This window comes from Lewinellaceae bacterium, from assembly GCA_020636135.1.
Lineage (GTDB): Bacteria > Bacteroidota > Bacteroidia > Chitinophagales > Saprospiraceae > JAGQXC01.
In genome coordinates, this window is record JACJYK010000001.1 from 2570402 (window position 1) to 2592888 (window position 22487).

The 22487-nt window shown below is 43.9% G+C and carries 21 protein-coding genes and 1 tRNA gene; 12 read left to right on the plus strand and 10 right to left on the minus strand.

The genetic code is table 11. The annotated features are described in order from the left end of the window. Positions 1-108: 108 nt before the first annotated feature. Positions 109-771 (minus strand): DUF502 domain-containing protein, encoded by a 663-nt coding sequence (locus tag H6570_09850; protein MCB9319575.1) that lies wholly within the window; start codon positions 769-771, stop codon positions 109-111. A gap of 5 nt (positions 772-776) precedes the next feature. Further along, positions 777-1895 carry an MFS transporter gene (locus tag H6570_09855; protein ID MCB9319576.1) on the minus strand — a complete coding sequence of 373 codons (1119 nt, stop codon included), beginning with the start codon at positions 1893-1895 and terminating at the stop codon, positions 777-779. Positions 1896-2177: 282 nt separating this feature from the next. On the opposite strand from H6570_09855, the gene H6570_09860 reads away from it, so the two are divergent. Further along, complete coding sequence (locus H6570_09860) at positions 2178-3260, plus strand: T9SS type A sorting domain-containing protein (GenBank protein ID MCB9319577.1); 1083 nt, start codon at positions 2178-2180, stop codon at positions 3258-3260. An 87-nt stretch (positions 3261-3347) separates the two neighbouring features. Here the strand turns inward: H6570_09860 and H6570_09865 are convergent, their stop codons facing one another. Beyond that, entirely contained in the window at positions 3348-3653 is a 306-nt protein-coding gene (locus H6570_09865; protein MCB9319578.1) for a hypothetical protein, read from the minus strand. Between the two features lie 39 nt (positions 3654-3692). Beyond that, positions 3693-4619, minus strand: coding sequence for a DUF4412 domain-containing protein (locus H6570_09870; protein ID MCB9319579.1), 927 nt, complete (start codon positions 4617-4619; stop codon positions 3693-3695). Positions 4620-4834: 215 nt separating this feature from the next. Between H6570_09870 and H6570_09875 the strand changes: the two genes are divergently transcribed. From H6570_09875 to H6570_09905, 7 genes are all read left to right on the plus strand, one after another. Continuing rightward, complete coding sequence (locus H6570_09875) at positions 4835-6148, plus strand: sugar porter family MFS transporter (protein ID MCB9319580.1); 1314 nt, start codon at positions 4835-4837, stop codon at positions 6146-6148. Between the two features lie 9 nt (positions 6149-6157). Then, positions 6158-7255, plus strand: a complete 1098-nt coding sequence (locus H6570_09880) for a beta-mannosidase (GenBank protein ID MCB9319581.1) — start codon at positions 6158-6160, stop codon at positions 7253-7255. Positions 7256-7366: 111 nt separating this feature from the next. Next, positions 7367-8572, plus strand: a complete 1206-nt coding sequence (locus tag H6570_09885; GenBank protein ID MCB9319582.1) for a glycosidase — start codon at positions 7367-7369, stop codon at positions 8570-8572. Further along, the gene (locus H6570_09890; protein MCB9319583.1) at positions 8569-9774 is read left to right on the plus strand and encodes an AGE family epimerase/isomerase; all 1206 of its coding nucleotides are present in this window, start codon (positions 8569-8571) and stop codon (positions 9772-9774) included. The genes H6570_09885 and H6570_09890 overlap by 4 nt, the downstream gene beginning before the upstream one ends. 34 nt (positions 9775-9808) lie before the next feature. Continuing rightward, positions 9809-10819 carry a DUF3500 domain-containing protein gene (locus H6570_09895; protein MCB9319584.1) on the plus strand — a complete coding sequence of 337 codons (1011 nt, stop codon included), beginning with the start codon at positions 9809-9811 and terminating at the stop codon, positions 10817-10819. Positions 10820-10887: 68 nt separating this feature from the next. Then, complete coding sequence (locus tag H6570_09900; protein ID MCB9319585.1) at positions 10888-12075, plus strand: alpha-hydroxy-acid oxidizing protein; 1188 nt, start codon at positions 10888-10890, stop codon at positions 12073-12075. Between the two features lie 138 nt (positions 12076-12213). Further along, positions 12214-12290, plus strand: a tRNA-Arg gene (locus H6570_09905). A 339-nt stretch (positions 12291-12629) separates the two neighbouring features. Here H6570_09905 and H6570_09910 read toward each other — a convergent pair. The 5 genes from H6570_09910 to H6570_09930 form a co-directional block, all read right to left on the minus strand. Next, positions 12630-12812, minus strand: a complete 183-nt coding sequence (locus tag H6570_09910; GenBank protein ID MCB9319586.1) for a YegP family protein — start codon at positions 12810-12812, stop codon at positions 12630-12632. 31 nt (positions 12813-12843) lie between these two features. Continuing rightward, positions 12844-13929, minus strand: a complete 1086-nt coding sequence (locus tag H6570_09915; GenBank protein MCB9319587.1) for a DnaJ domain-containing protein — start codon at positions 13927-13929, stop codon at positions 12844-12846. A gap of 16 nt (positions 13930-13945) precedes the next feature. After that, on the minus strand, positions 13946-14386 hold the full coding sequence (locus H6570_09920; protein MCB9319588.1) for a hypothetical protein: 441 nt from the start codon (positions 14384-14386) through the stop codon (positions 13946-13948). 523 nt (positions 14387-14909) lie between these two features. After that, entirely contained in the window at positions 14910-15215 is a 306-nt protein-coding gene (locus tag H6570_09925) for a hypothetical protein (protein MCB9319589.1), read from the minus strand. Positions 15216-15284: 69 nt separating this feature from the next. Next, positions 15285-15764, minus strand: coding sequence for a hypothetical protein (locus H6570_09930; protein ID MCB9319590.1), 480 nt, complete (start codon positions 15762-15764; stop codon positions 15285-15287). 468 nt (positions 15765-16232) lie between these two features. Between H6570_09930 and H6570_09935 the strand changes: the two genes are divergently transcribed. Then, positions 16233-16781 (plus strand): hypothetical protein, encoded by a 549-nt coding sequence (locus tag H6570_09935; protein MCB9319591.1) that lies wholly within the window; start codon positions 16233-16235, stop codon positions 16779-16781. A 188-nt stretch (positions 16782-16969) separates the two neighbouring features. Here the strand turns inward: H6570_09935 and H6570_09940 are convergent, their stop codons facing one another. After that, on the minus strand, positions 16970-17440 hold the full coding sequence (locus H6570_09940; protein ID MCB9319592.1) for a hypothetical protein: 471 nt from the start codon (positions 17438-17440) through the stop codon (positions 16970-16972). Positions 17441-18134: 694 nt separating this feature from the next. Between H6570_09940 and H6570_09945 the strand changes: the two genes are divergently transcribed. The 3 genes from H6570_09945 to H6570_09955 all read left to right on the plus strand — a co-directional run bounded on the left by H6570_09945 (position 18135) and on the right by H6570_09955 (position 22406). After that, a complete protein-coding gene (locus H6570_09945; protein ID MCB9319593.1) occupies positions 18135-18701 on the plus strand; it encodes an RNA polymerase sigma-70 factor in 567 nt (188 codons plus the stop codon). Positions 18702-18741: 40 nt separating this feature from the next. Next, the gene (locus H6570_09950; protein MCB9319594.1) at positions 18742-19692 is read left to right on the plus strand and encodes a FecR domain-containing protein; all 951 of its coding nucleotides are present in this window, start codon (positions 18742-18744) and stop codon (positions 19690-19692) included. Positions 19693-19937: 245 nt separating this feature from the next. Further along, complete coding sequence (locus H6570_09955) at positions 19938-22406, plus strand: TonB-dependent receptor (protein ID MCB9319595.1); 2469 nt, start codon at positions 19938-19940, stop codon at positions 22404-22406. Positions 22407-22487 lie beyond the last annotated feature (81 nt).

Below are 22487 nucleotides of genomic sequence, written 5' to 3' on the forward strand. Positions count from 1 at the left end.
CCAAATAAAAGAAACGGAAACGGAGAGCAAATAATTCGGACATCTGCTTCAGACCGAGTCCTACTAAAAATCTGCTGATTGATTTAATGCATGCCTAGTGAAGCGGGTTTATCGCTCCACTTCATCCATCTCGTTAACGGTGGAGGTAGCCGTACTTTGGGTATTGGATTTCCTGGGAGCGTTGAGTACGTCCTGGGAACCAACCCCAATGGCGATGATCGAACGCAATGCTTTATCGGTTTCGACATTTAGCAATTCAACCTGGTTGGCAGGCATATGGAAAACAAATCCATTGGTGGGGTTAGGTGCGGTAGGGACAAATACCGTGTAAATGCCGTCTGTTTCATCGGTGATAAATCCGGTCATTTTCGCTCCGGTGTTAAAGGGATCTACCAGTACCACCTTGCGGAAAGGCATCTCTTTTTGACCAGAAAACTGCTGCACGGTTTCTTTGATAATGTTGTACATGGGGAGCTTGCCCAACCACTGGGATTCAATCTGATGCCAGATGCGCTTGCCCAACTGGGTCTCTATGAACAGGCCCACAAAAAAGAAGAAGGCGATCACCACGCCGAATGCGATCAGGCTGGCCAGAAATTCGTTGAGGTCTTTGTGGATGTCAATCAGGTTCGTGAGGGGCTGGATCAGGTTGAAAGTAAACCGGAACACCAGCCTGACCAGGATAAAAACGATGGTCAATGGCAGGATAACGAGCAGTCCCCCCAGGATGGTGGTCAGAAAGAAATGTCGTGCTCTTTTGACAAATGACATGGAATTCATTTAGCTGTGAACGCATTAATAAACATGGATAACATTGAAAAGATTAAAAAAATGCCTCCCGGGATCACAATCTCACTAAAATTACCCCCGGCTATATACCATGCTGAGAGTGCCGGTCCGGCTGCCTGGCCAAGCCAATTGGTTATGGTACCAAGTGCCACTTTACTGCCTGAAGGATCCTTGCTGGCCAGAACGCTGAACAAATTTGGAAGCACAATGGTAAACCCAAATCCGAGCAAGGTTATTCCAGCAAGATAGAACAATGGGACTCCCGGCCATAAATGCAGGATGGCAAGGGAGCAGAACATGAGCGACAGACCCAGGAAGATCTGATGGGCGTACGATAAAAACCGGGCAAGAAGCAGAACCAGGAAACCGGAAATCAAACCGACAAAGATGCTTAACCCGATGGAAAAGCCTAAAAAGGCGGGCGAGAGCCCGTTTTCATGTCCCAGCCGTTCACTAAAACTAAAGATGGTGGAATTACTGCATTGAAAGAAAAGAAAGGCGATCAGGACCCAGCCCACTTTTCCACCGGTCAGTACCTGGCGATCCGGCTTATAAGCCGGTTCAGAAGATGCCGGAAAGGCGCGCATGGCCAGGAAGTAAGCAATGACGCTGAACAGGAATAAAATCCCGAAACCAAAATAATAGCTTATCCCCAGGATGTATGGATAAATCATCAGCAATAGCCCACTGATGATGCTGTAAACAATGATGTAGCTGGTAAATCCTAATTCCGGCCGCTTCAGACGGGCAAAATAACTTAACGCTGCAGTGTAAGCCAATCCTCCAAACCACCCGGCCAAAAAACGGACACCGATCAGAGCGATTGGCTGGGCCAGCAACAGGCTGATCAGATGCAGCAAAATCTGGACACCCAAGCCGCCCAGAATAAGTTTTCTCAGAGACATTCTTTTGCCCAGGTAATACGTCGAAATACCACTGAGCATCACCCCGGATGTATCTGCCGCGGCGAACCAACCCAATTGGATTTTGGTAAATCCGAGATAGTCGTTTGCAGCTCCCACCATGAAAGGAAGGACAGTAATGATGTTAATGCCCGCCGTAATAATGGTGGCTACTGCCGCCAGGTGACTCCACGTTTTTTCCATTAGGAAAAATTAGCGGCCGAAACTACAAAGACTCCGGATCAAAGCACCATAATCACTGCCTTAACATGAAAATAGATTTACCGTCAAATGGAAATCACACCATTATTGTTGTTGTGGCAGATTCCAGATTACAAAAGATACGTGGAATAGAAGCTGAAACCCAGTGCAGATCCTGGTATGTTATATGTTACTTATCTTGTGGCCCTTTCTGAAATTACTATGGCGTCAAATCTTTCTAAATGTAGTTTACTTGCGGCTGGAATGCTATTGTCCACGCTCACGATGAATGGGCAAGACTTACGGTTGGTGACCCAGCTGCCTAAAAAAGTCCATGAAACCTCCGGCATTGAACTGACCGGTCCGGATCAAATCTGGACATTCAATGATTCAGGAGGAGAACCCGAGCTTTATCTGTGTGATACCAGTGGTCAACTATTACGGACGGTACGGATCCAGAATGCCTGGAATCGCGACTGGGAAGATATCACTCAGGACGATGCCGGAAATTTTTACATCGGGAATATCGGAAATAACAACAACTCAAATACAGACCTGACCATCTTTAAAATAACCAATCCGGACGCCACATCCGATTCGGTTGTGGAAGCGGAAGTGATCTATTTCCACTACGAAGATCAACATACTTTTCCTCCCCCGGAGGATAGTCTTAACTTTGATTGTGAGGCACTGTACTGGTATCGCAACCATCTGTATCTGACCACTAAAAACCGGACACAACCCTTTGACGGGGAGATACACACTTACCGGATACCGGACACCCCCGGCACCTATACTGCTGAAAAAATAGCCACCTGGTCTTCCGGCGGAACCTCCATGCTGAATTTCTGGATTACCGCTGGTGATGTCAGCCCTGATGGCACCAAGCTCTGCCTGCTTTCAAGTGATAAGCTCTGGGTCTTCTATGATTTCGTCGATGACGATTTTTTTGGCGGCAAATACGAGGTGATAAAACTGGGTAATTTTTCACAGAAGGAGGCGGTCTGCTTCCTGGATGAAAACACACTTTATATTACCGATGAGGAATTACTGGGAGGATTTGGTCGCAACCTGTACAATTTGAAGATCGGTACGCTCACAACGGCTACCCATGCGGTAGTTGACTCCTCTTCGTCGTTACTGGTGTACCCCAATCCCTGTAAAGACTGGATCAATGTCGAAGGCGCATTGAAGGGAAGAATCCTGGAACTCTTTGATGAGCAGGGCACTCGCCAGGCGACCTTCACCCCACGGGAAAACAGCCTGCGAATTCCATTGGCCAAATACCCGGCAGGGGTCTATTATTTAAAAATGACTGACAACCAGGAAAAAACGTATCTCCGCAAAGTGGTCAAGTCAAATAAATGATCCGACCTATTTCCGGAATCTCAGCGAAAAAAGTTCAGATGAAGTACGTGAGATGTGGCCTGAAGAAGAGCTGATCCGAAGCAATGATCAGAACTGACTGATCAATACCAGCAGGGATGTTCCGGCCAACACGGCCAGCCAAACACCGATAAAGGCCTGCATCAGATTTTGTTTTTGATTAAAGTAGGACCAGATAATACCTGCTGTGCTGGTGACCACACAAGCAAGGATAAAATACATCCAGATGTAAATTTTGGTGAACATCATGTCCAACTGAAAGGCAACATTGGTAAGCCAGTGATTGTATTGGGGGGCCTGCAATACCTGGGTAAAAATCAGAACGGTAAGAAAAGCTAATCCGTAGCCTAACCATACCCGAAAAGTAACAGCCATACTCAGATCGTTTTCACCAAAACGGTGGATCCGGAAGGTTTATTGTGTGGAAAACTGGTAATCACCTTTTTGTATTTTGACATCGTTGTGGTCAACTTTGGTGACCTCAAACGTGTTGACATCCTTCTTGTTCTTTTTGGATGTCGACGTGCTTTCCATCGCCATTCCTTCCACCTTTTTAAACTCATCCTGATATTCCAGGCTGGTGAACCGTTGCATAAAGCTGCCATACGTGTCTTTCCAGATATTTTTCAATTCCGGAGCCACATAAATCTCATACGTATGATCATCATCTTCGGCGAGGTACTGCTGGCATGAATATCCGGCCACGATTTTTTGTTTGTTGCCCTTGCGGATGTGATAATTGGCCATCACGGAATCCATGGACTGGGCAGCGGCACGTCCCGCAAAATTCATCATATTGGGTAATGCCTGAGCGGTTTTTTCACCCTTCTTGCTGGTCTGAAACATCACTATCAAATCCTTATCGAGGTCAATGACAATGAGATTGGTCCCTCCGTTTTCTTCCTGTTCAATGGCGAAAACCGGGCTCCCCTCGCTGTAATAAAACACACTTTCATCTTCCTCCTTGCCGGTGCCCATCACACAATCAAATTTCCAGTTGAATACATATTCTTCCGGGACATCTGCAGCACGATTCATATTGGACAGGTATCTGGAAACCGCTTCGCTGGCGTCCACATAAGCCGTATCTCCTTTTTGGGCACGATCAATGGAATCCTGCCGTACCGCTTCTCGCGTCAGCTCTTCCCAATAATGGTCCAATTGTTTTTCCAGCTGGCGGGCAAGCATGTCGGCAATCAGGTCAGAAGCCTTTTCTTCCAGCGCATTGTTAACCTTATTCATCGTTTTGTCGAGCACGCGATTCAGGATCTGGCCCTGGACCGGAGGCATAAATGCCAACAGACAAGTGGACAACACAAAATAAATCCCCAGCTTCCTCATGTTTTCGATGGTTTATTGAGATTCAAAAATAGGTGGTTTTACGGCAAGACACAATGAAGTTAACTTAATTAAGCATTAGGCTTGCTGCCCTAATAGTCCACGGTTCTTCCATTCCAATTCTTAAGACCATATTCCCAGGCACTTAAGGTAAGCTCGCTTTCGGCACATCCAATTCCCATCACTTTAATTATCTTAGGCAATGCAAAATGGGAGCTATGCAAACACGAAAACTTTGGTACTGGTCAATTACGGTGGCAATTGCCGGATTTCTTTTTGGCTTTGATACTGCTGTTATTTCCGGCGCCGATAAACCGATACAGGAATTGTGGCACACCGGGGATCTGTTCCACGGTTTTTTCATTATGTCCATGGCCCTGTGGGGCACTGTCATCGGGGCATTGGGTGGTGGTATTCCGACCGATCGCTGGGGACGGAAAAAGACACTGATCTGGGTAGGTGTTTTGTACCTGGTCTCTGCTCTGGGTTCAGGTTTGGCTCCGGAACCCTACAGTTTTTCCTTTTTCCGGTTCATCGGAGGTGTTGGCGTAGGAATCTCTTCCGTTGCCGCACCGACTTATATCTCAGAGATCTCTCCCCCGGCCCAGCGCGGCCGCATGGTCATATTATTCCAGCTAAACATTGTGGTAGGTATCCTCATCGCTTATCTGTCCAACTTTTTGCTGGGGAACCTTGGAGCCGAATCCTGGCGCTGGATGCTGGGCGTGGAAGCCATACCGGCTGCAATCTACCTGTTCATGGTATTTGGTGTTCCCCGCAGCCCCCGTTGGTTGCTTCTGCATGGCAACCAGGAAACGGAAGCGCGTGAAGTGTTGGGAATGATGGGCGTCGCGGATATCGACCAGGAAGTCAAAACCATCCGGGCATCCAAAAGCGTCCGGAAAGAACATGCCTTCTTTTCTTCCCGGTTCCGCAAACCGATATTACTGGCTTTTTTAATTGCTGCATTTAACCAATTATCCGGCATCAATTTCATCATTTATTACGCACCCAGGATCTTTGAGGAAGCGGGCATGGGAGCTAGCACGGCATTGCTTTCTACCGCAGGAATCGGACTGGCAAATCTGCTCTTTACATTGCTGGGGATGATATTGATTGACCGCTCAGGCAGAAAACGATTGATGCTCATCGGGTCCATCGGTTACCTGATATCCCTGAGTCTTGTTGCAAGGGCCTTTTTTATCGAAGATTTCGCCTCCCTGTCGGTACCTATTTATCTTTTCATTTTTATTGCAGCCCATGCCATAGGTCAGGGAGCCGTCATCTGGGTATTCATATCCGAGATCTTTCCAAATGAAGTTCGCGCCTATGGCCAAAGTCTGGGAGCCGGGACGCACTGGGTATTTGCAGCAATCATCACGCTGGTTATGCCGGCTATTTTGAATAAATTTTCCGGAGGCCCCATCTTTACTTTCTTTGCCATCATGATGTTTCTACAGTTACTATTTGTGCTATTCATGATGCCTGAGACCAAAGGCGTTTCCCTGGAAGCTATGGAGGACTCCATATAACCACCATCAATGAAATTTTCAGTCACTTTACGCTGGGCAAGTTATCTTCTGGCATGCTATATACCGGTCCTTTGTATCGGACAGCCACGCAGTGAGCAGACCCGGCATTTATTCGACAACCTGCAGTCATTGGCAAAAACCAATGTTCTTTTTGGCCACCAGGATGATCTGGCTTACGGTGTCCATTGGAAGAAGGAGCGACACCGGTCGGACATCAAAGATGTCTGTGGCGATTACCCGGCGGTTTTTGGCTGGGAGATCGGACACATCGGCCAAAGTGAATACAGCCTGGACACCGTTTGGTTTAAGGATATGCGTAAATGGATCCGGGAAGCCTATCACCTTGGCGGCGTCAACACCATCTCATGGCACCTGAACAACCCATGCACCGGTGGTAGCGCCTGGGACAATACCGCATGCATCCATGACATCCTGCCGGGCGGACCTAAGCATCAGGTTTATCTTGACCAGCTGAGAGCAGTCGGTGATTTTATTGGTTCCCTGCGAACCGGGCTTTTGTCCAAAAAGCGGATCCCGGTTATTTTCCGGCCATTCCATGAACACAGTGGAGGCTGGTTCTGGTGGGGCAAGGGGCACACAACAGCAGAAGATTACATTGCCCTTTACCGGTTTACCGTGGATTATTTACGCAAAGAACGGGGGCTGGATAATGTATTGATCTGCTATTCCCCGGATGTGGTTCCGGACACCACCGCCTATCTTGAATTTTATCCCGGTGACGAATACGTGGACCTCATGGGCCTGGATGACTACCACGATGTGGGCCAAAGGGACCATGCCGGTGACCTGACCAAACGTCTGCATTTTCTGGTGGAATTGGCCGAGTCGCGGGGTAAGATCCCCGTGCTGAGTGAAACCGGCCTCAATGGCATTCCCGACCCGGAGTGGTGGACCGGCGTCCTTTGGTCAGCTATAGCCGGAGACCCTGTCGCGAGCCGTATCGCCTATCTGATGGTCTGGCGCAATGCCCGTACCAATCACCATTATGGCCCGTATCGTGGTCATGCGAGCGCAGCAGACTTTGTGAAATTCGTCCAGGATCCGCGGGTGCTCACCGTGAGTGAATTGCCGGATCTTTATCATTGATGAGGAAATGAGGAAATGAGGAGAAAGGAGAAAGGTGAAAGGTGAAAGGTGAAAGGTGAAAGGTGAAAGACAAATGGAAAACGGCAAATAAGAACGTGATGAAAACCCCGAATGATGAATGAACAATTTAAAGAACGCCTGCAGCAATTATACCACAACCACACGGCGCTGATCGCCCGGAAAAATGAACCGGTCATCCCGGGCAATGGGATCTTCAGCCGCTGGAAATTCCCAGTTGTCACCGCTGCCCATATCCCAATTTCCTGGAGGTATGACCTGGATCCCAAATCCAATCCTTACCTCATGGAACGGATGGGCATCAATGCAACCTTCAATGCCGGTGCTATCCTCTTGCAGGGAAAATACCTGATGATGGTCCGGGTGGAAGGGAACGATCGCAAGTCTTTTTTTGCCATTGCTGAAAGTCCTAATGGGGTAGACCAGTTTCGCTTCTGGCCCTATCCGGTCGAGATGCCTGAAACGGAAGACCCGGACACCAATGTCTATGATATGCGCTTGACTGCTCACGAAGATGGCTGGATCTACGGCTTGTTCTGTACCGAACGAAAGGACAGAAAGCTACCCCATGATACCACTGCCGCGGTAGCTAATTGTGGCATCGCCCGAACCAAAGACCTGATCCGCTGGGAACGTCTGCCAGACCTGATCAGCTTCTCAGGTCAACAGCGTAATGTGGTATTGCATCCCGAATTCATCGATGGCAAATACGGTTTGTACACCCGACCCCAGGATGGATTTATCGAGGTTGGATCAGGTGGTGGAATTGGCTGGGGTCTCACCGGCAATATGGAACATGCCCAGGTTGATCACGAAGAAATTATAGACAGCAAGGTCTATCACACCATCAAAGAGGTCAAGAACGGCCAGGGCCCCCCACCCCTGAAGACTTCTGCCGGGTGGCTGCATCTGGCGCACGGTGTACGCAATACTGCGGCAGGATTGCGTTACACCCTTTACCTCTTCCTCACGGCATTGGATGAGCCCTGGAAGATCGTCCATAAGCCGGGAGGTTACCTGATCGCTCCGGAAGGTGACGAACGGGTAGGTGATGTTTCGAACGTTACCTTTTCCAACGGCTGGATCTGTAATGAGCGGGATGAAGTCTTCATTTATTACGGCTCTTCCGATACCAGGCTTCATGTTGCAACGACGACGGTGGACCGGTTGCTGGATTACGTCATACACACACCGGCCGATCCCGGAAATACTGCCTTATGCGTGCAGCAGCGTATGGATCTGATCCATCATAATGAACAGCAGCTAAAGAAATTATTGGACGAAGGTATCATCTCATGAATGAACACTTCGATATTCCGGGACCCGAAGCCTTTGCGGAGGAGTTGAATAATGAGCTTACCAGCATCCTCGACTGGTGGATCGGGCAATTATGGGACCCGGCTACACACAGCTGGTATGGCCGCATCAGTGGAGAAGGCGTACTGGACCGGTCGCATCCGCGGAGCATCATCCTGTATACCCGTTTGTTGTGGACGTATGCTGCTGCCGCAAGGAAGACAAATCAGGTTGTCTACAAGGATGTTGCAGATCATACATTCCGTTATCTGGAAGAACATTTCTGGGATCGTGAATACGGTGGATTGTACTGGATGCTGGACGCTCTGGGAAATCCACTGGATTCCAAAAAGCAGATCTACGCACAAGCTTTTGGTATCTACGCGTACAGTGAATACCATCTCCTTACCGGTTCAGCACCTGCATTGTCGCAGGCGAATGAGCTTTTTAAACTTATTGAAAAACATAGTTTTGATAAATCACTAAATGGCTATTTCGAGGCTTTCGATCGCGAATGGAGGCTCCTGCAGGATATGCGGCTTTCTTCGAAGGATGCCAATGAGGCGAAAACCATGAACACCCATCTGCACATCCTGGAAGCCTATACCCTGTACGCCCGGGTAAACCCGGACCAGGAGCTCATGGAGCGTTTGAAAAATCTCATTCAATTGTTCACCGACCATTTTATCGATCCGGAAACACACCACCTGATCCTCTTTTTCGATGCGAACTGGAACCGGAAGGGAGGGACAATCTCCTATGGTCACGATATTGAAGCCAGCTGGTTGTTAACGGAAGCTTGCGAAACGGCGGGCGACCCTGATATGGTGGCAGGTATGCACCAGATTGCGTTGCATATGGTGGAGGCTGTGATCAAAGAGGGCTTGGCACCACAGGGTGGTATCTGGTACGAAAAACATGGTGATACGGTTGACCGCGAGCGGCACTGGTGGCCGCAAATCGAAGCGGTTGTAGGACTTATCAATGCCTGGCAGATCATCCACAATCCATATTATTATTTGTTGGCGTATCGAATCTGGGAATACATTAAAGAAAACCTGATCGACAAAAATCATGGCGAGTGGTTCTGGAGTGTTCTGGATGATGGCACACCTAATATACGCGATGACAAGGCAGGCCCCTGGAAAGCGAATTACCACAATGGGCGGGGATGCATGGAAGTCGCGGCCCGATTAATGACATAATGGATACAAACTTTTAGAATAAAAAAATATAGGAATGAAAACCCCGATCAAACTGTTGCTCCTATTCTTAATTATCTCATCAGCTGCATTCACCATTATTGATAATAACCCGGCGCTTCGATTTATCCGGTCGTTGGACCCGGATCAGAAAAGCAAAATCATGCTGCCTTTTGATGACGATTCAAAATCGAACTGGCATTTTATTCCGAGCAGTACCTGGGAAAGACCGGGACTGCAGCTTGGTAACCTCCGTGCTGATCAGAAAGAATTGTTTTTTCAGCTCTTGCACAGTGCACTTTCTGAAAAGGGATATTCGAAAACTACAAAAATAATTGACCTTGAAAATGTGCTGCTGGAAATGTCCGGGGATTCGGTAATGCGGGATCCGGATAAATATTATGTGGCCATTTATGGTAATCCTGAGGTTGACAGTCTGTGGTCCTGGCGATTTGAAGGCCACCATATTTCTCTGAATTTTACGATTTCGAATGGAGAGACCTCTATTGCACCCCGGTTCCTGGGAGCAAACCCCGCTACCATACCTTATGGTCCACGCAAGGGAGAAAGAACCCTGGGCCGGGAGGAGGATTTAGGTTTCGATCTGGTTCATTCACTCACTGCTAATCAGCAACAGAAGGCGATTTTTCAGGAAAAACCCTTTTATGAAATTGTAACATCTAATTCTCCGGAAGCAAGTCCATTGGATCCGGTAGGCATTCCATATGGTGAACTAAATGAATCTCAACAAGGGATCCTTCTTGAAATAATTCAGGAATACCTTTCCAGTATGCCCGTGGATATGGCGATGGAAAGAATGGCCAACCTAAAAAAGGAAGAAATGAATGCAATCATGTTTGGCTGGGCGGGTAGTACCCATGCCGGCGAAGGCCATTATTACCGGGTACAGGGCAAGACCTTCTTAATCGAGTTTGACAATACCCAGAACAATGCCAATCACATCCACAGTGTATGGAGGGACTTTACCGGTGACTTTGGCAGGGATTTAATCCGGTTACATTATATGCATTCCGACCATCGGAATTAGTTACATGAAATTCAAAATACCACAGACTATTATAGGTAAGATTCAAATCAAATAGCAATAATTCAAAAATGATAACTCCGGACGGCCAACAAGATATTCACCGCAGGCAATTTTTGAAATGGGCTGGCCTGTCATCCATTATCCTCTCTCTCCCCTTTGGATGCACCATTGATACGGATGATCATACCAGTCTGTCCAACGCAGCAATAGATTTTAGCAGCTTTAAGAACATTTTTGACCTGGAAAAAAGATCGGGGCAGGTCATGGGCGAGGACGCTTTAAACTACCTGAATGGCGGCGCAGATGATTTGAATACCGTAAAAGCGAATCACGCGGCTTATCAAAAAATCCAGATCAGGGCCAGGCGGCTGATCGATGTGAGAAATATTTCCACCACTGTTGAGCTTTTTGGCAAAAAACTGGACAATCCAATAATAATTAGTCCGGTTGGGTTCCAGCAATTCTTTCATCCGGATGGGGAAATCGCTACTGCCAAAGCAGCGGTAGCAAAGAATCATCAGATGGTTGTTTCCTCCGTTTCAAATTATTCGGTAGGAGATATTGCCAAAGGTTCAGGAGCCGATTTATGGTTTCAGCTCTACCCTTCACCCGACCGGGGTGTCACCAAAGCGCTGCTCAACAAAGCTGCCGAGGCGGGATGTAAAGTATGTTTTCTGACCCTGGACACGCCGGTTGTGGGCAACCGGGAGAACCACGGTACAACCCTGCTGCAGATGATTGCAGATGGAAAACTTGAAATGGGCAATTTCAAGGACATACTGCCGAAGGGTATGAGCTTTACGGATCCCGGCATGACCTGGGATATGATCGACTGGCTTCGGACCAATTGCGATATGAAAATCGTGCTGAAGGGTATTGTGACCAGGGAGGATGCTTTACTGGCCAAGGAGCGGAATGTGGACGGACTTGTGGTATCAAATCACGGAGGCAGACAGTTGGAAAGTAACCGGGCAACGATTGATTGCTTGCCAGAGGTTGTAGATGCGGTTGATGGAGCCTTTCCGGTTCTGATTGACGGAGGGATCCGAAGAGGTACGGATATATTCAAGGCACTGGCGCTGGGAGCAAGTGCTGTTGGTATTGGACGACCCTTTTGCTGGGGCCTGGGCGCTTTTGGGCAACAAGGCGTGGAATTAGCTCTGGATATTCTCAAAACCGAACTGATCCGGGATATGCAATTAGCAGGTACTACATCCGTCAAGGAAATCACCCGGAATTATGTTACGAATGGCTAGTCCGAATTATTAAATACTCATGGCTGGATGGTTATTGTCCGATCATGAAGGGAAGGTCATGATGAGACCTGGAATGAATAGCATTTTGATGATGACTTTCAATTCTTGAAGAATCTATTAATTTTGTGCCCTGTTTCGGGTCCCGTAGCTCAGCTGGATAGAGCAACTGACTTCTAATCAGTAGGTCACAGGTTCGAATCCTGTCGGGATCACCAGAGCATCCCTGAAACCCCAGTAAAATGAGGGTTTTAACAAAAATGGGTAAAACATAGGTAAAACATGGAGGTTCTTTTCGGGCCTCCATGTTTGAATCCTGTGTATGTTAGCAACCTTCAAGCTAACAGAACTAGATTAACAGTGATTGTAAGCTAACGAATGGATTTACCTCAAAGTTCAGTATAAATTCCAAGGTAAATAAGCGATTTAAGACTCATCTCTTTTCTTATACAAGGTCAATCTGATTCTGATAATTCGACATAGGGGGTATCGAAAAAAAGAAGGAAAGACTCGGGGTATGACGTTACTTAGTATGGAGTTGTGTTTGGTCATTAGAATTACTCATACAGGTCTTCAATATGTGATATAGGAGCATTCTGTTTGACTGAAGCAATTCCATTTTCCATTCCTAATTTGGCCTTATACATCTCACTTCGACCAATGATTTCGTTGTTCTTTGCGAAAAGGACTAAGCAATTTTGTCCATATTTATTTTTTTTCAGGTCGAAATCAACATTCACTTAATAAATAATAACGACCTTTAATCAAGTTTTATTCATTTACTTCTTCGACATATTCTACTTCCGCCGCGTCAATATCTTTGAATATTCTTTTTGTTGTAAATACAAAATGCATCATTGAATAAGCTACTAAAAGTAGCAAAGCTACATAACTGAGTTCAATCAGGGTAATTGGATTTTCGAAACTTATCTTAATAGTAAATATTCCATAAACTAGGGCAGCAATTAATATTATTGCAGCATTCAAATACGTTACAATACTGCAGAAATTTAAAAATCTTGTTAATATTATTTTATCTGAAAAATCGTCTTTCAGAATTTTAATTAAATAACTTTTAGCGGTTATGAAGTAGTATAGAATACAAAACATTCCACCACTAAAATAGAAAATATAAGGTTTTCTATTAATAATAGAGTACATGGAAGCAAGGATAAATAATCCACTAAAACAAATTGTTACCCAAAAAGTAAAATTCAAATCTTTATGATTTTTTACCAATTCAATACCGTTTAAATAATTAGCACCTTGAATTTCTTCGGATTCACCAAAGGAGTCATGCTCTTCTTCTTTAATCTCATTGATTATTCGACCTTTAAAGTGTTGATATAATTCTGAGTATGTTTCATTTGACAAATAGATACTTTTATCAGCTTTTCTCGAAATATAGGTGTTTTCAGCAATTAACTCTAATTTGATCTTTTCATTTCTAAAATCATTAATTTTATATGTTTTTGTTCCTATCGGCTCAACAGTCCCGAAAGGTTTTATTATCACTTTGTCAGCATTTATCACTTTCCATTTAATGATTACTTGTTCTCCATACCTGAATGAGGGTTTGTCTGAAGAAAAATATACTATTTCTGGGCTGAAATTTGAAGTCTGATTGTTTGAAGCGTAATACTGATTTCTCTTTATTTGGTTATCATATATTTTTCGTTGTGATGCATCAATTAAAATATCATATGCTTCTTGAATTTCTTTAAATCGTTCTTCAAAAAACTTATCTCCTTCATTTTTATCCGGATGAAATTTTAATGAAAGCTTTTTATATGCTTTCTTTATTTCTTCGTTTGTAGCGTCTTGCCTTAAACCGAGTATGTAATAATAGTCCTTCATTTACAATGAATCTATGTTAATCTTCCTGACGTTCATGTTGCCAACAATAGCCCGATGGATTGTCAGTTAAACGTTTACACCGTGAACCATCCTTTGTTATCCCCAAACATTGAATCGCTTTTGGCAAATCATCATAACATCCACTTGCCTCACCAATTATTTGAACTGAGTACTCATATCCTCTTTCAGAGGTGAAGTTTAAATAACCTTCCCAATCGAATTCAGTATGCTCATAGTGATCATTACCCAAATGTCCATTTGGAAAGTTGATCCTATCAAGTTCATTGTCATCAACTACGATTGTCAATGTATATTCAGATTCTCTACCGGTGTTCGGATTGTAATAGGTGACTTCGGCGCAATACGCTCCATCATAGATGTTCTTTCCATGCTGATTAGTGTTGATACATTCATTGAAAAGTATGCAGGAAAAGAGCAAAAGTATAAATGTCCTCACTTCACAAAATTAGTTCAGGATAGATAAGCTGCTTCAGAGCCTTAACCTTCCAAATTTAGAAACATCATGAGAAATTTTCAATATCTGGTTTATTAATTGAAATTCAGTTGGGTCTCATATTGTTAGGACAATACCTAAAGGACGCCTTATTCAAAGTCTATTGTGAGGATTTGGAAACCTTACCATAGCCATCAAATGAAGTGGTATAAATGAAAACCAAACGATTTCCATAGTATAAAGTGCAAATATTTAACGAATCGTTAAACTATTGAGGTATTTAAAAGCGCATATATATTATTCAAGTCCAAATTCATCATTTTACTGGTTATCACAATTTTTAACCTAATTTCTTCATACAATCCAAAGCACATCGCTCAAAACTCAAGATTGCTTTAACTGTATTAGCTTCTTTCCCATAGCTCTCCATTCAACGAATTGGCAAACTCAATCCTTAGTAATGAAATTTCATAACTTGATAAACTATTCAAGATACTGAGTAAAGGTTAACGTGACGTTAACTTTGTCAAAGATTTTTGTCAATAACATCCTTAACTTTTTCTCGAATCTTAGAATTTATAGAATTATCCTTTTCCTTAATTATTGCTGGATATACAAAAAAATAAAAAGCGAGTAGGGCTATAATTAAGAAAGCAATTGGAGCTTCAATAGGATTAGGATTCACTATGGTTAAATAACAAATAAATGAAGATAAAAGAACTACAGCACTTCCAGCTATCACCTTTGATGTTTTATTCGCAAAAATAGCCTTAATAACAAATATGTAAAGAGTCGTAAATATACTAAAAACTAAAATTCCTAAAATTTTCATATATGTAGTTTTGTTATTATCCTCAAATAAATAAACGAATATTAATAAATTATTGTATTTCAAATTATTTTAGTCAAAGTATATCTTTCCTTTAGTATATCCGTAATTATTATCCACTTTTAGAATGGCATCATCGTAAGTTGCATACTCGTAACAATACCTTGTTTCGATATAGTATTTAGTTCCTTCCAATTTATAGATGTTACTACCTTTGCGTGTTATCTCGATTTCATATGTTCCTTCTTCAATTCTTGCAGGGACAAGTATTAACTCCGCATCCTCAATATCTCCACTAGTAGTCAAAACTTTTACCCCGTAATCGGGTTCAATAGCCTGATAAAATTCAGCAACATCACAGTCTCTTCCCGTATTCGAAATATAATAAGCAACTTCAGCGAAATCCTTTCCACGATAGGTATTCTCCGTTGTGTCATCTTCATAATTGAAGGAAATGAGTTCTGAATCCCATAAGGTATGACATAACTGATTAGCATTGCTATTTTCAATGAATTGTATGCATGAAAAGAGTATCAGTATAAAAGTTCTCACTTCCCCAGATTTGTTAAGAAGAGAGGCGCTGCTTCAGCACATCACCTTTCCAAATATAAGCACATATCCACAATTTTTCCTTGGAATAGTTCCACAATGTGATACAGATCATGTTCAACAAATATAGTCAATATGAATTGGATTCATCTATCATGTCCGATACTTAGCCCATAGTTGCAAGTATGTTAATAAAATCAAATCTGACAATATAATTTTCAGCAATGAACACAAGAACAAATTGGTCAATGCAAAAGGTAATACTCAAAAATATTTATATCTTGTATGCTGATATACTAAAGTTCGGATTTAACGAAAGTGTAGAGTATTACCATATGCCAAACTAGCTAATTTGATCTTTAATAATATTAGATGATTTAGCAAAAATGCACAACAATAATATAACCATTCTTTTATAACAAATTGGTAATTTAAATCATTGATCATTTTGTTTGCATAAATAAATAAAATATGAATAAAATAATTTTCAAAGTAATTATCGCAACTCTATTGCTAGTATCATGTGGAAGTTCAAATGAAAACGACAAAAAGTCTTTAGAAGAGGAAAATAGAATAAATGCGAGAAAATTAAGATTACTTAAGTTCGAAAAGATTACCCAAGATTACAAAATTGCATATGACTGGGATACCTTGAATCTTGATTTTACGATAGAACATGACACAATATTAAAGTCTAAGCATCAATTAATAAAGAATATTGATATCTTGGATGTACAAAAAAATGATACTTTATATTCAGTAATAATACAATGTGACTCATACCCAATATACATTTTTACACTTACAACAACAGATCATAATATTATTGAGATAATTATTAACAATAAAGATATAATTAATTATAAATTTGCAATGATCGTTAGCATTAAAAAAATTAAAAAAGGCTTATTCCAAATAAGTTCCGAAATAAATGATGATGGTTTTGCTCATCCTGAACTTGAACCTTCTGATTACTATTTTGGAGAAGGAGAACTAATAAACTTAATTAAAGTTGATTAAAATTACTCAGGTTAAAAGTGTTTATAGTTTGATAAAATATTAATTTCTCTCAATTAAGATAAAAGTTTGAAATGAGAGTCTACTTGAAGTTTAATAATTTCATCATAGTCGGTTGATTTAGAGACTATCATCGGACTGTTAAAAATTACCTAAAGTACCCTCAGAACTCAAAGCACATAGCCAAAATCTCAAGATTGCTTCAACCTATACCTCTCTTCTCCCAGTTCGGCATCCAACATCTGACTTACTTGTGCTTTGACTACCTCAAACTGACTTTCCGGAACAAGAATGGAGTCGTGTTTGGTTATTACATGGAATCCTTCCTCCTGCAAATTGTGAAGGAGCAAATCCACAAAGATAGAGGCTTCCAAGTTCATTAAAAGTATGGAAAGGCAACTGTTACCAGCCTTGTATGTTGTTTTACTCTTCTTTTCCCGGGAATGTACACAACCGCAATAAAGAGAGTTCCCAGCAATGTCTTCTGATTCAAACTCGTTGTGCATATATGCTTTCAAGTCTTTTACAAGATTTAGGACGCCTGGCGGGGAGGTCGACCTTGGAACACTATGGATCGCCGCAAGGCAATCCGGATATTGACCCGTTTTATACATATTACCCACCCCTAAATCCCCTCCAGGGAGGGGACTTCCTTGCAACATCGGTTATTCTTAATTGATACATTCATATTGACCCTGGAGCACTAAAGGTCGCGCTTGAGATTTCTCCATTTCGGCTCATTCTTCGCCTCCAGTCGAAATGACAGATAACTTTATAGATCAGCATAGAGCCGCAACGGATCAAATCTGCATAGCCATTGAGTTCCTTTCACCATTTCAATGTTTCAATTATTATTACTCTGTGTACCTATGTGCAAGACTCTGTGGTCCTCTGTGGTTCCCTTAGGACACGCTATTGGCCGCCTGGCGGGGAGGTTGACCTTGGAGCCCCAAGGATGGCCGTAAGGCAATCCGGATATTGACCCGTTTTATGCATATTACCCACCCCTAAATCCCCTCCTCGGAGGGGACTTCCTTGCAACATCAGTTATTGTTAATTGATACATTCATATTGACCCTGGAGCACTAAAGGTCGCACTTGAGATTTCTCCATTTCGGCTCATCCTTCACCTTCAGTCGAAATGACAGATAACTATATAAATTAGCAGAGAGCATCAATGGATCGTTACTGCATAGCCATTGAGTTCCTTTCACCATTTCAATGTTTCAATTACTATTACTCTGTGTACCTCTGTGCGAGACTCTGTGGTCCTCTGTGGTTACCTTAGGACACGCTATTGGCCGCGGATTTTATCCAAAAGTGGGTACGGTTGGTAAATATTCAATAATTTTCGGGATGACGGACCGCGAACTATGGCAACGCATCCAGGCAGGAAATGAAGCGGCCTTCCAGGAACTCTTTTACCGCCATCACCCGGCCATGGTTAACCTGGCATTTGTGATGCTTCGGGATGAATCCCTGGCCAGGGACATTGCACAGGATGTCTTTGTCCGGTTATGGGTAAAACGATCCGAAATCCAGATCCACGGAGCATGCAAATCTTACTTATTATCCGCCGTACGCAACCGATGCATCACCGAACTCAAAAAGGAGAAAAAACTTGATTTTACCGATCAGATTGAAACACTGGCCCCAGCTCAGGATGCACACGACAACATGCATATCCAGGATCTGGAAAAGTCGATCCAGTCCGGGATCCAGCGTTTGCCTGATGCCTGCCGCACCGTTTTTGTGCTGCGTCGCCTGGAAGAGTTATCACTTAAAGAAATCGCCAGTCAGTTAGGGATATCACCGAAGACCGTAGAAAATCAATTGACCAAAGCACATAAGATCCTGGCATCACACTTAAAACCATTGCTCCTGTGGATATGGGTTTTACTCAATTTTATTCATCGGCCGTAGGGGATGCCTGCCGTAGAATTGTCTAAAGAAAGGAATACGAATGAACGACGAAGACCGGTATATTGAACTAGTGCTCAAGGAAGCAGATCAGGGACTTTCCCCGGTGGAACAGCAGGAGCTGGACCAGTGGTTGCTGCAATCTGCAGTTAATCAGGAAAAAGCAGCCAAAGCGCGTGAAGCATGGCGGACATCAGGCAATCCCGATTCTGTCCCGCATCTTGACCTTGAACAGGAATATGCCGCTGTTCAAAAAAAAATCAGCAGTCATAACCGTCGCATCACCCTAAGAAATTGGTCGGTGGCGGCAGCAATTTTCCTATTGATCGCCTCAGGAATTATTGGCGTCCTGCTCACCAGATCGGTGCAAGGAAAAACACTGGTCATTGAGGGACCCGTGGAGCAATATCACCTGGAAGACGGATCCACCGTTTGGCTTAAGCAGGACAGTAAGCTGGAAGTTCACTTTACAGAGGACGTCCGGAGGACCACCTTTTCAGGCCGGGGATTTTTCGAGGTTGCTCCCAATACAAGCCGCCCGTTTGAAATAATAACCGATCAGGGAAACGTTACCGTGGTAGGCACTTCTTTTGAAGTACGTGCCGATCTGTCAAAGTTAAAAGTTATCGTTTCAACAGGTCGGGTAAAATTGACAAACAATCAACAGGATCAGATCGAGCTAGCAGCAGGTGAGTCCGGCCAGGCATCTCCATCGAACCTGGAAAAAATACCACTTGATCAGCCCGCCGGAGCCTGGATGCTACCACCGGTCAACTACCAACAAACCGAACTAGGCGTAATCATCAAGGAAATAGAATCCAAATACCATGTCCGGTTTACGACAGACAACACGGTAGTTTTTCAATGTAAAGTGACTTTCACGTTGGATTACCCGGACAAAACTGTATTGTTTCGCATACTGGAAACATTGCTGGATATCCAAATTGAGAAACTGAGTGAAACAGAATACCAGATTACCGGACAGGGATGCTGATGAAAGACCTTTCCAATTCAGGAATATTGCTTTGCCGGATGATACTTCAAAAATGCAGGCAGTTGTTAAAATGGTCAATTACAGGCACTTTGCTTTTTTGCCTGTCTCTCCCTTCTATATCACAAAATACATCCCCATCATCCGAAAACATTCGTAACGTATTAGAAAAATTCCAGGAAAATTTACCCTTTAGACTGGGTTACAGTGAGTCAATTTTAGATCAACCCAGCGTTTCGATTATTCAATTGAATCCCACAGCCGGATGGAAAAACAACCTCAAAATAATTCAGGATGGCTTACAATTGGATTATCGGATCATCGGTGATCAACTGATTCTGTTTCCACGCAAAAAATACTTAATTCAGGGATTCATTTACGATCAGCAGACCGGAGAGTCCTTACCGGGAGCTCATGTATTGCTATTAAACTATCAAACCGGCACAACCAGTAATGATGCTGGCTATTATCAGTTACTGGTTCCGGAAGGACCCTTAAAATTGTCGATATCCTACATCGGCTATGAGACACAATCCATTGAAAAGGAGGTTTCTAAACCCATCCGTGAGGACTTCCGGCTCAACGGAGCAGTTAACCTCCCGGAAGTGGTGGTCAATGCAGAAAACATGGCCTCCACCGCCCTACCCTTTTACCAATCCGAGGAGCAAAATTTACCCTTGAAGACCCTGCATGCATTGCCATCCATCGGCTCATCCATGGATGTATTACGGTACCTGCAACTGAATGCCGGAGTCATTTCCGGGGGCGATGGCCTCGGTGGATTACATGTTCGGGGCGGTAATGCAGATCAGAATCTGATCTTGCTGGAAGACATCCCCATCTTTAACCCCTATCATCTATTTGGCATCAGTTCCATCTTTAACTCCTACGCAGTTCAGGAAGCGGATTTTAGTAAATCGGACTTTGATGCTGCCTATGATGGCCGTTTGTCCTCCCTCTTAAAAATTACCATCCGGGACGGGCACCGTACTCAAAAGAAACTGGATGCCTCTACCGGGTTGCTTGACACCCATGTCCTCCTGGAAACACCCATTGCTCATCAAAAAGGCACCATAATGCTGGCTGGACAAGTCAGTCACGCGGGCAGTCTGATCAAGGCCTATACGCATCAGAACCGGGCTCTTTATGATAATGATGGTTATCTAAAACCCAGGTTCTGGGATCTCTACGCCAAATCGATGATCGAATTAAACCGGGCCAATAAACTGGTATTCAACGGTTATATCGGGTCAAATAATCACCTGGATATAAACCGCTATCCTTTCGACGGGGGATTGGATACAACCTATGTGGATCAATATCAGGATGAGTTTTATTGGGGGAACACCGCGGCCGGCATCAAGTGGCTGCATGAGATTAACGGTCATGCCTTTTTAAAAATAAATGCCTACCACAGTGGTTACCGGTACCATTCCATCAACGCTTACTCCGAAAAGATCAGGACGACGGGCCAGGAAGCGGACGGATATTACGAGATCAGCGAATTCCGGTCTTCCATCCTTGAGACCGGGATCAAAGGCGATCTGGAATATCTGATCAACTTCAAACACCGTCTAAAATTGGGTTTTGCCGCTGCGCTACATCAATATGTGCCGGGCATAATTGCTTACGGTGAAGATGCCAGCCAAAACCCCCGTTTTGAGATCGGCACCAGGCTTCCTTCCCTTTCAGATACCTTATTTGATGATCTTTCCTTCACCAGTAAACAAGCAACCATTTACGCAGAGGATACCTGGGAAATCAATCCCAAATGGAATCTTCGTTTCGGGATCAACAGCATTCTTTTTTCAAACGGAACCGACCTCTTTTTCTCAGCCCAACCCAGGTTACTGGTCTCCCGCAAGATGAAAAAAGGAGCCATCAGTCTTTCTATTAACAGACTTTACCAACCCCAACATCTGCTTACCACTACCGATAATGGCCTGCCTAATGAATTGTGGGTGCCGTCAACAACACAAATCCCGCCGCAGGAATCCTGGCAGGCTGGCATAAGCTGGAGTCACCCATTCTCAGAAAACACTTTGCTTAAAAGCAGCATTTACTACAAAAGGATGTTTGGTCTGGTCAACTTCAGAGACGAACCTGGCTATCTGAATTACGGACCACTGGACAATGTGGATGCCTCCATCTGGGAAGACGACGTCAGCATAGGAGATGGAGAAAGCTGGGGTATCGAGACCAGTCTTCAGCAACATTGGAAAGATTTTCACCTTCTGGCCAATTATACCTTCAGCAAGAGTAACCGGTATTTTGAGGGTAAAAATCTCGACTACATCGTGCCGTATGAATTTGAAGCACCGCACGTCTTTAATGCCATGGGTATCTGGTCCATCAATGACCGGTGGCAATTATCGATGACCTGGCAATTTGCCAGTGGCACAAGTGCCGTTCTGACTCCCGGTAATTACGAAGTTTACGACAATCACGAACAGTTCATAGAGGACTTTGAAATCGGTGATCAGGATATCCAACTGCTCATCCTGCCCGTGTACCATCGTCTTGATCTCTCCGCCACCTGGGAACTCAGGTCCAGTAAGGCATTACACCATCAAATCAAGTTGAGTCTGATCAATGTCTACAACCAGCAGAATACGGTATTACCACGTATTTATCGTGATCCATATTATTCGACCATCCGCTATGGGCAGGGCCTGCCGTTTATCCCCTCGGTATCTTACCATCTTACGATACATTAAATAAGCGCTCAAACCATGTCTCACTGTCAAAAATAAAACGATGGAGGTATGTGCTGACAGTTACTGTTACAATTACACTGT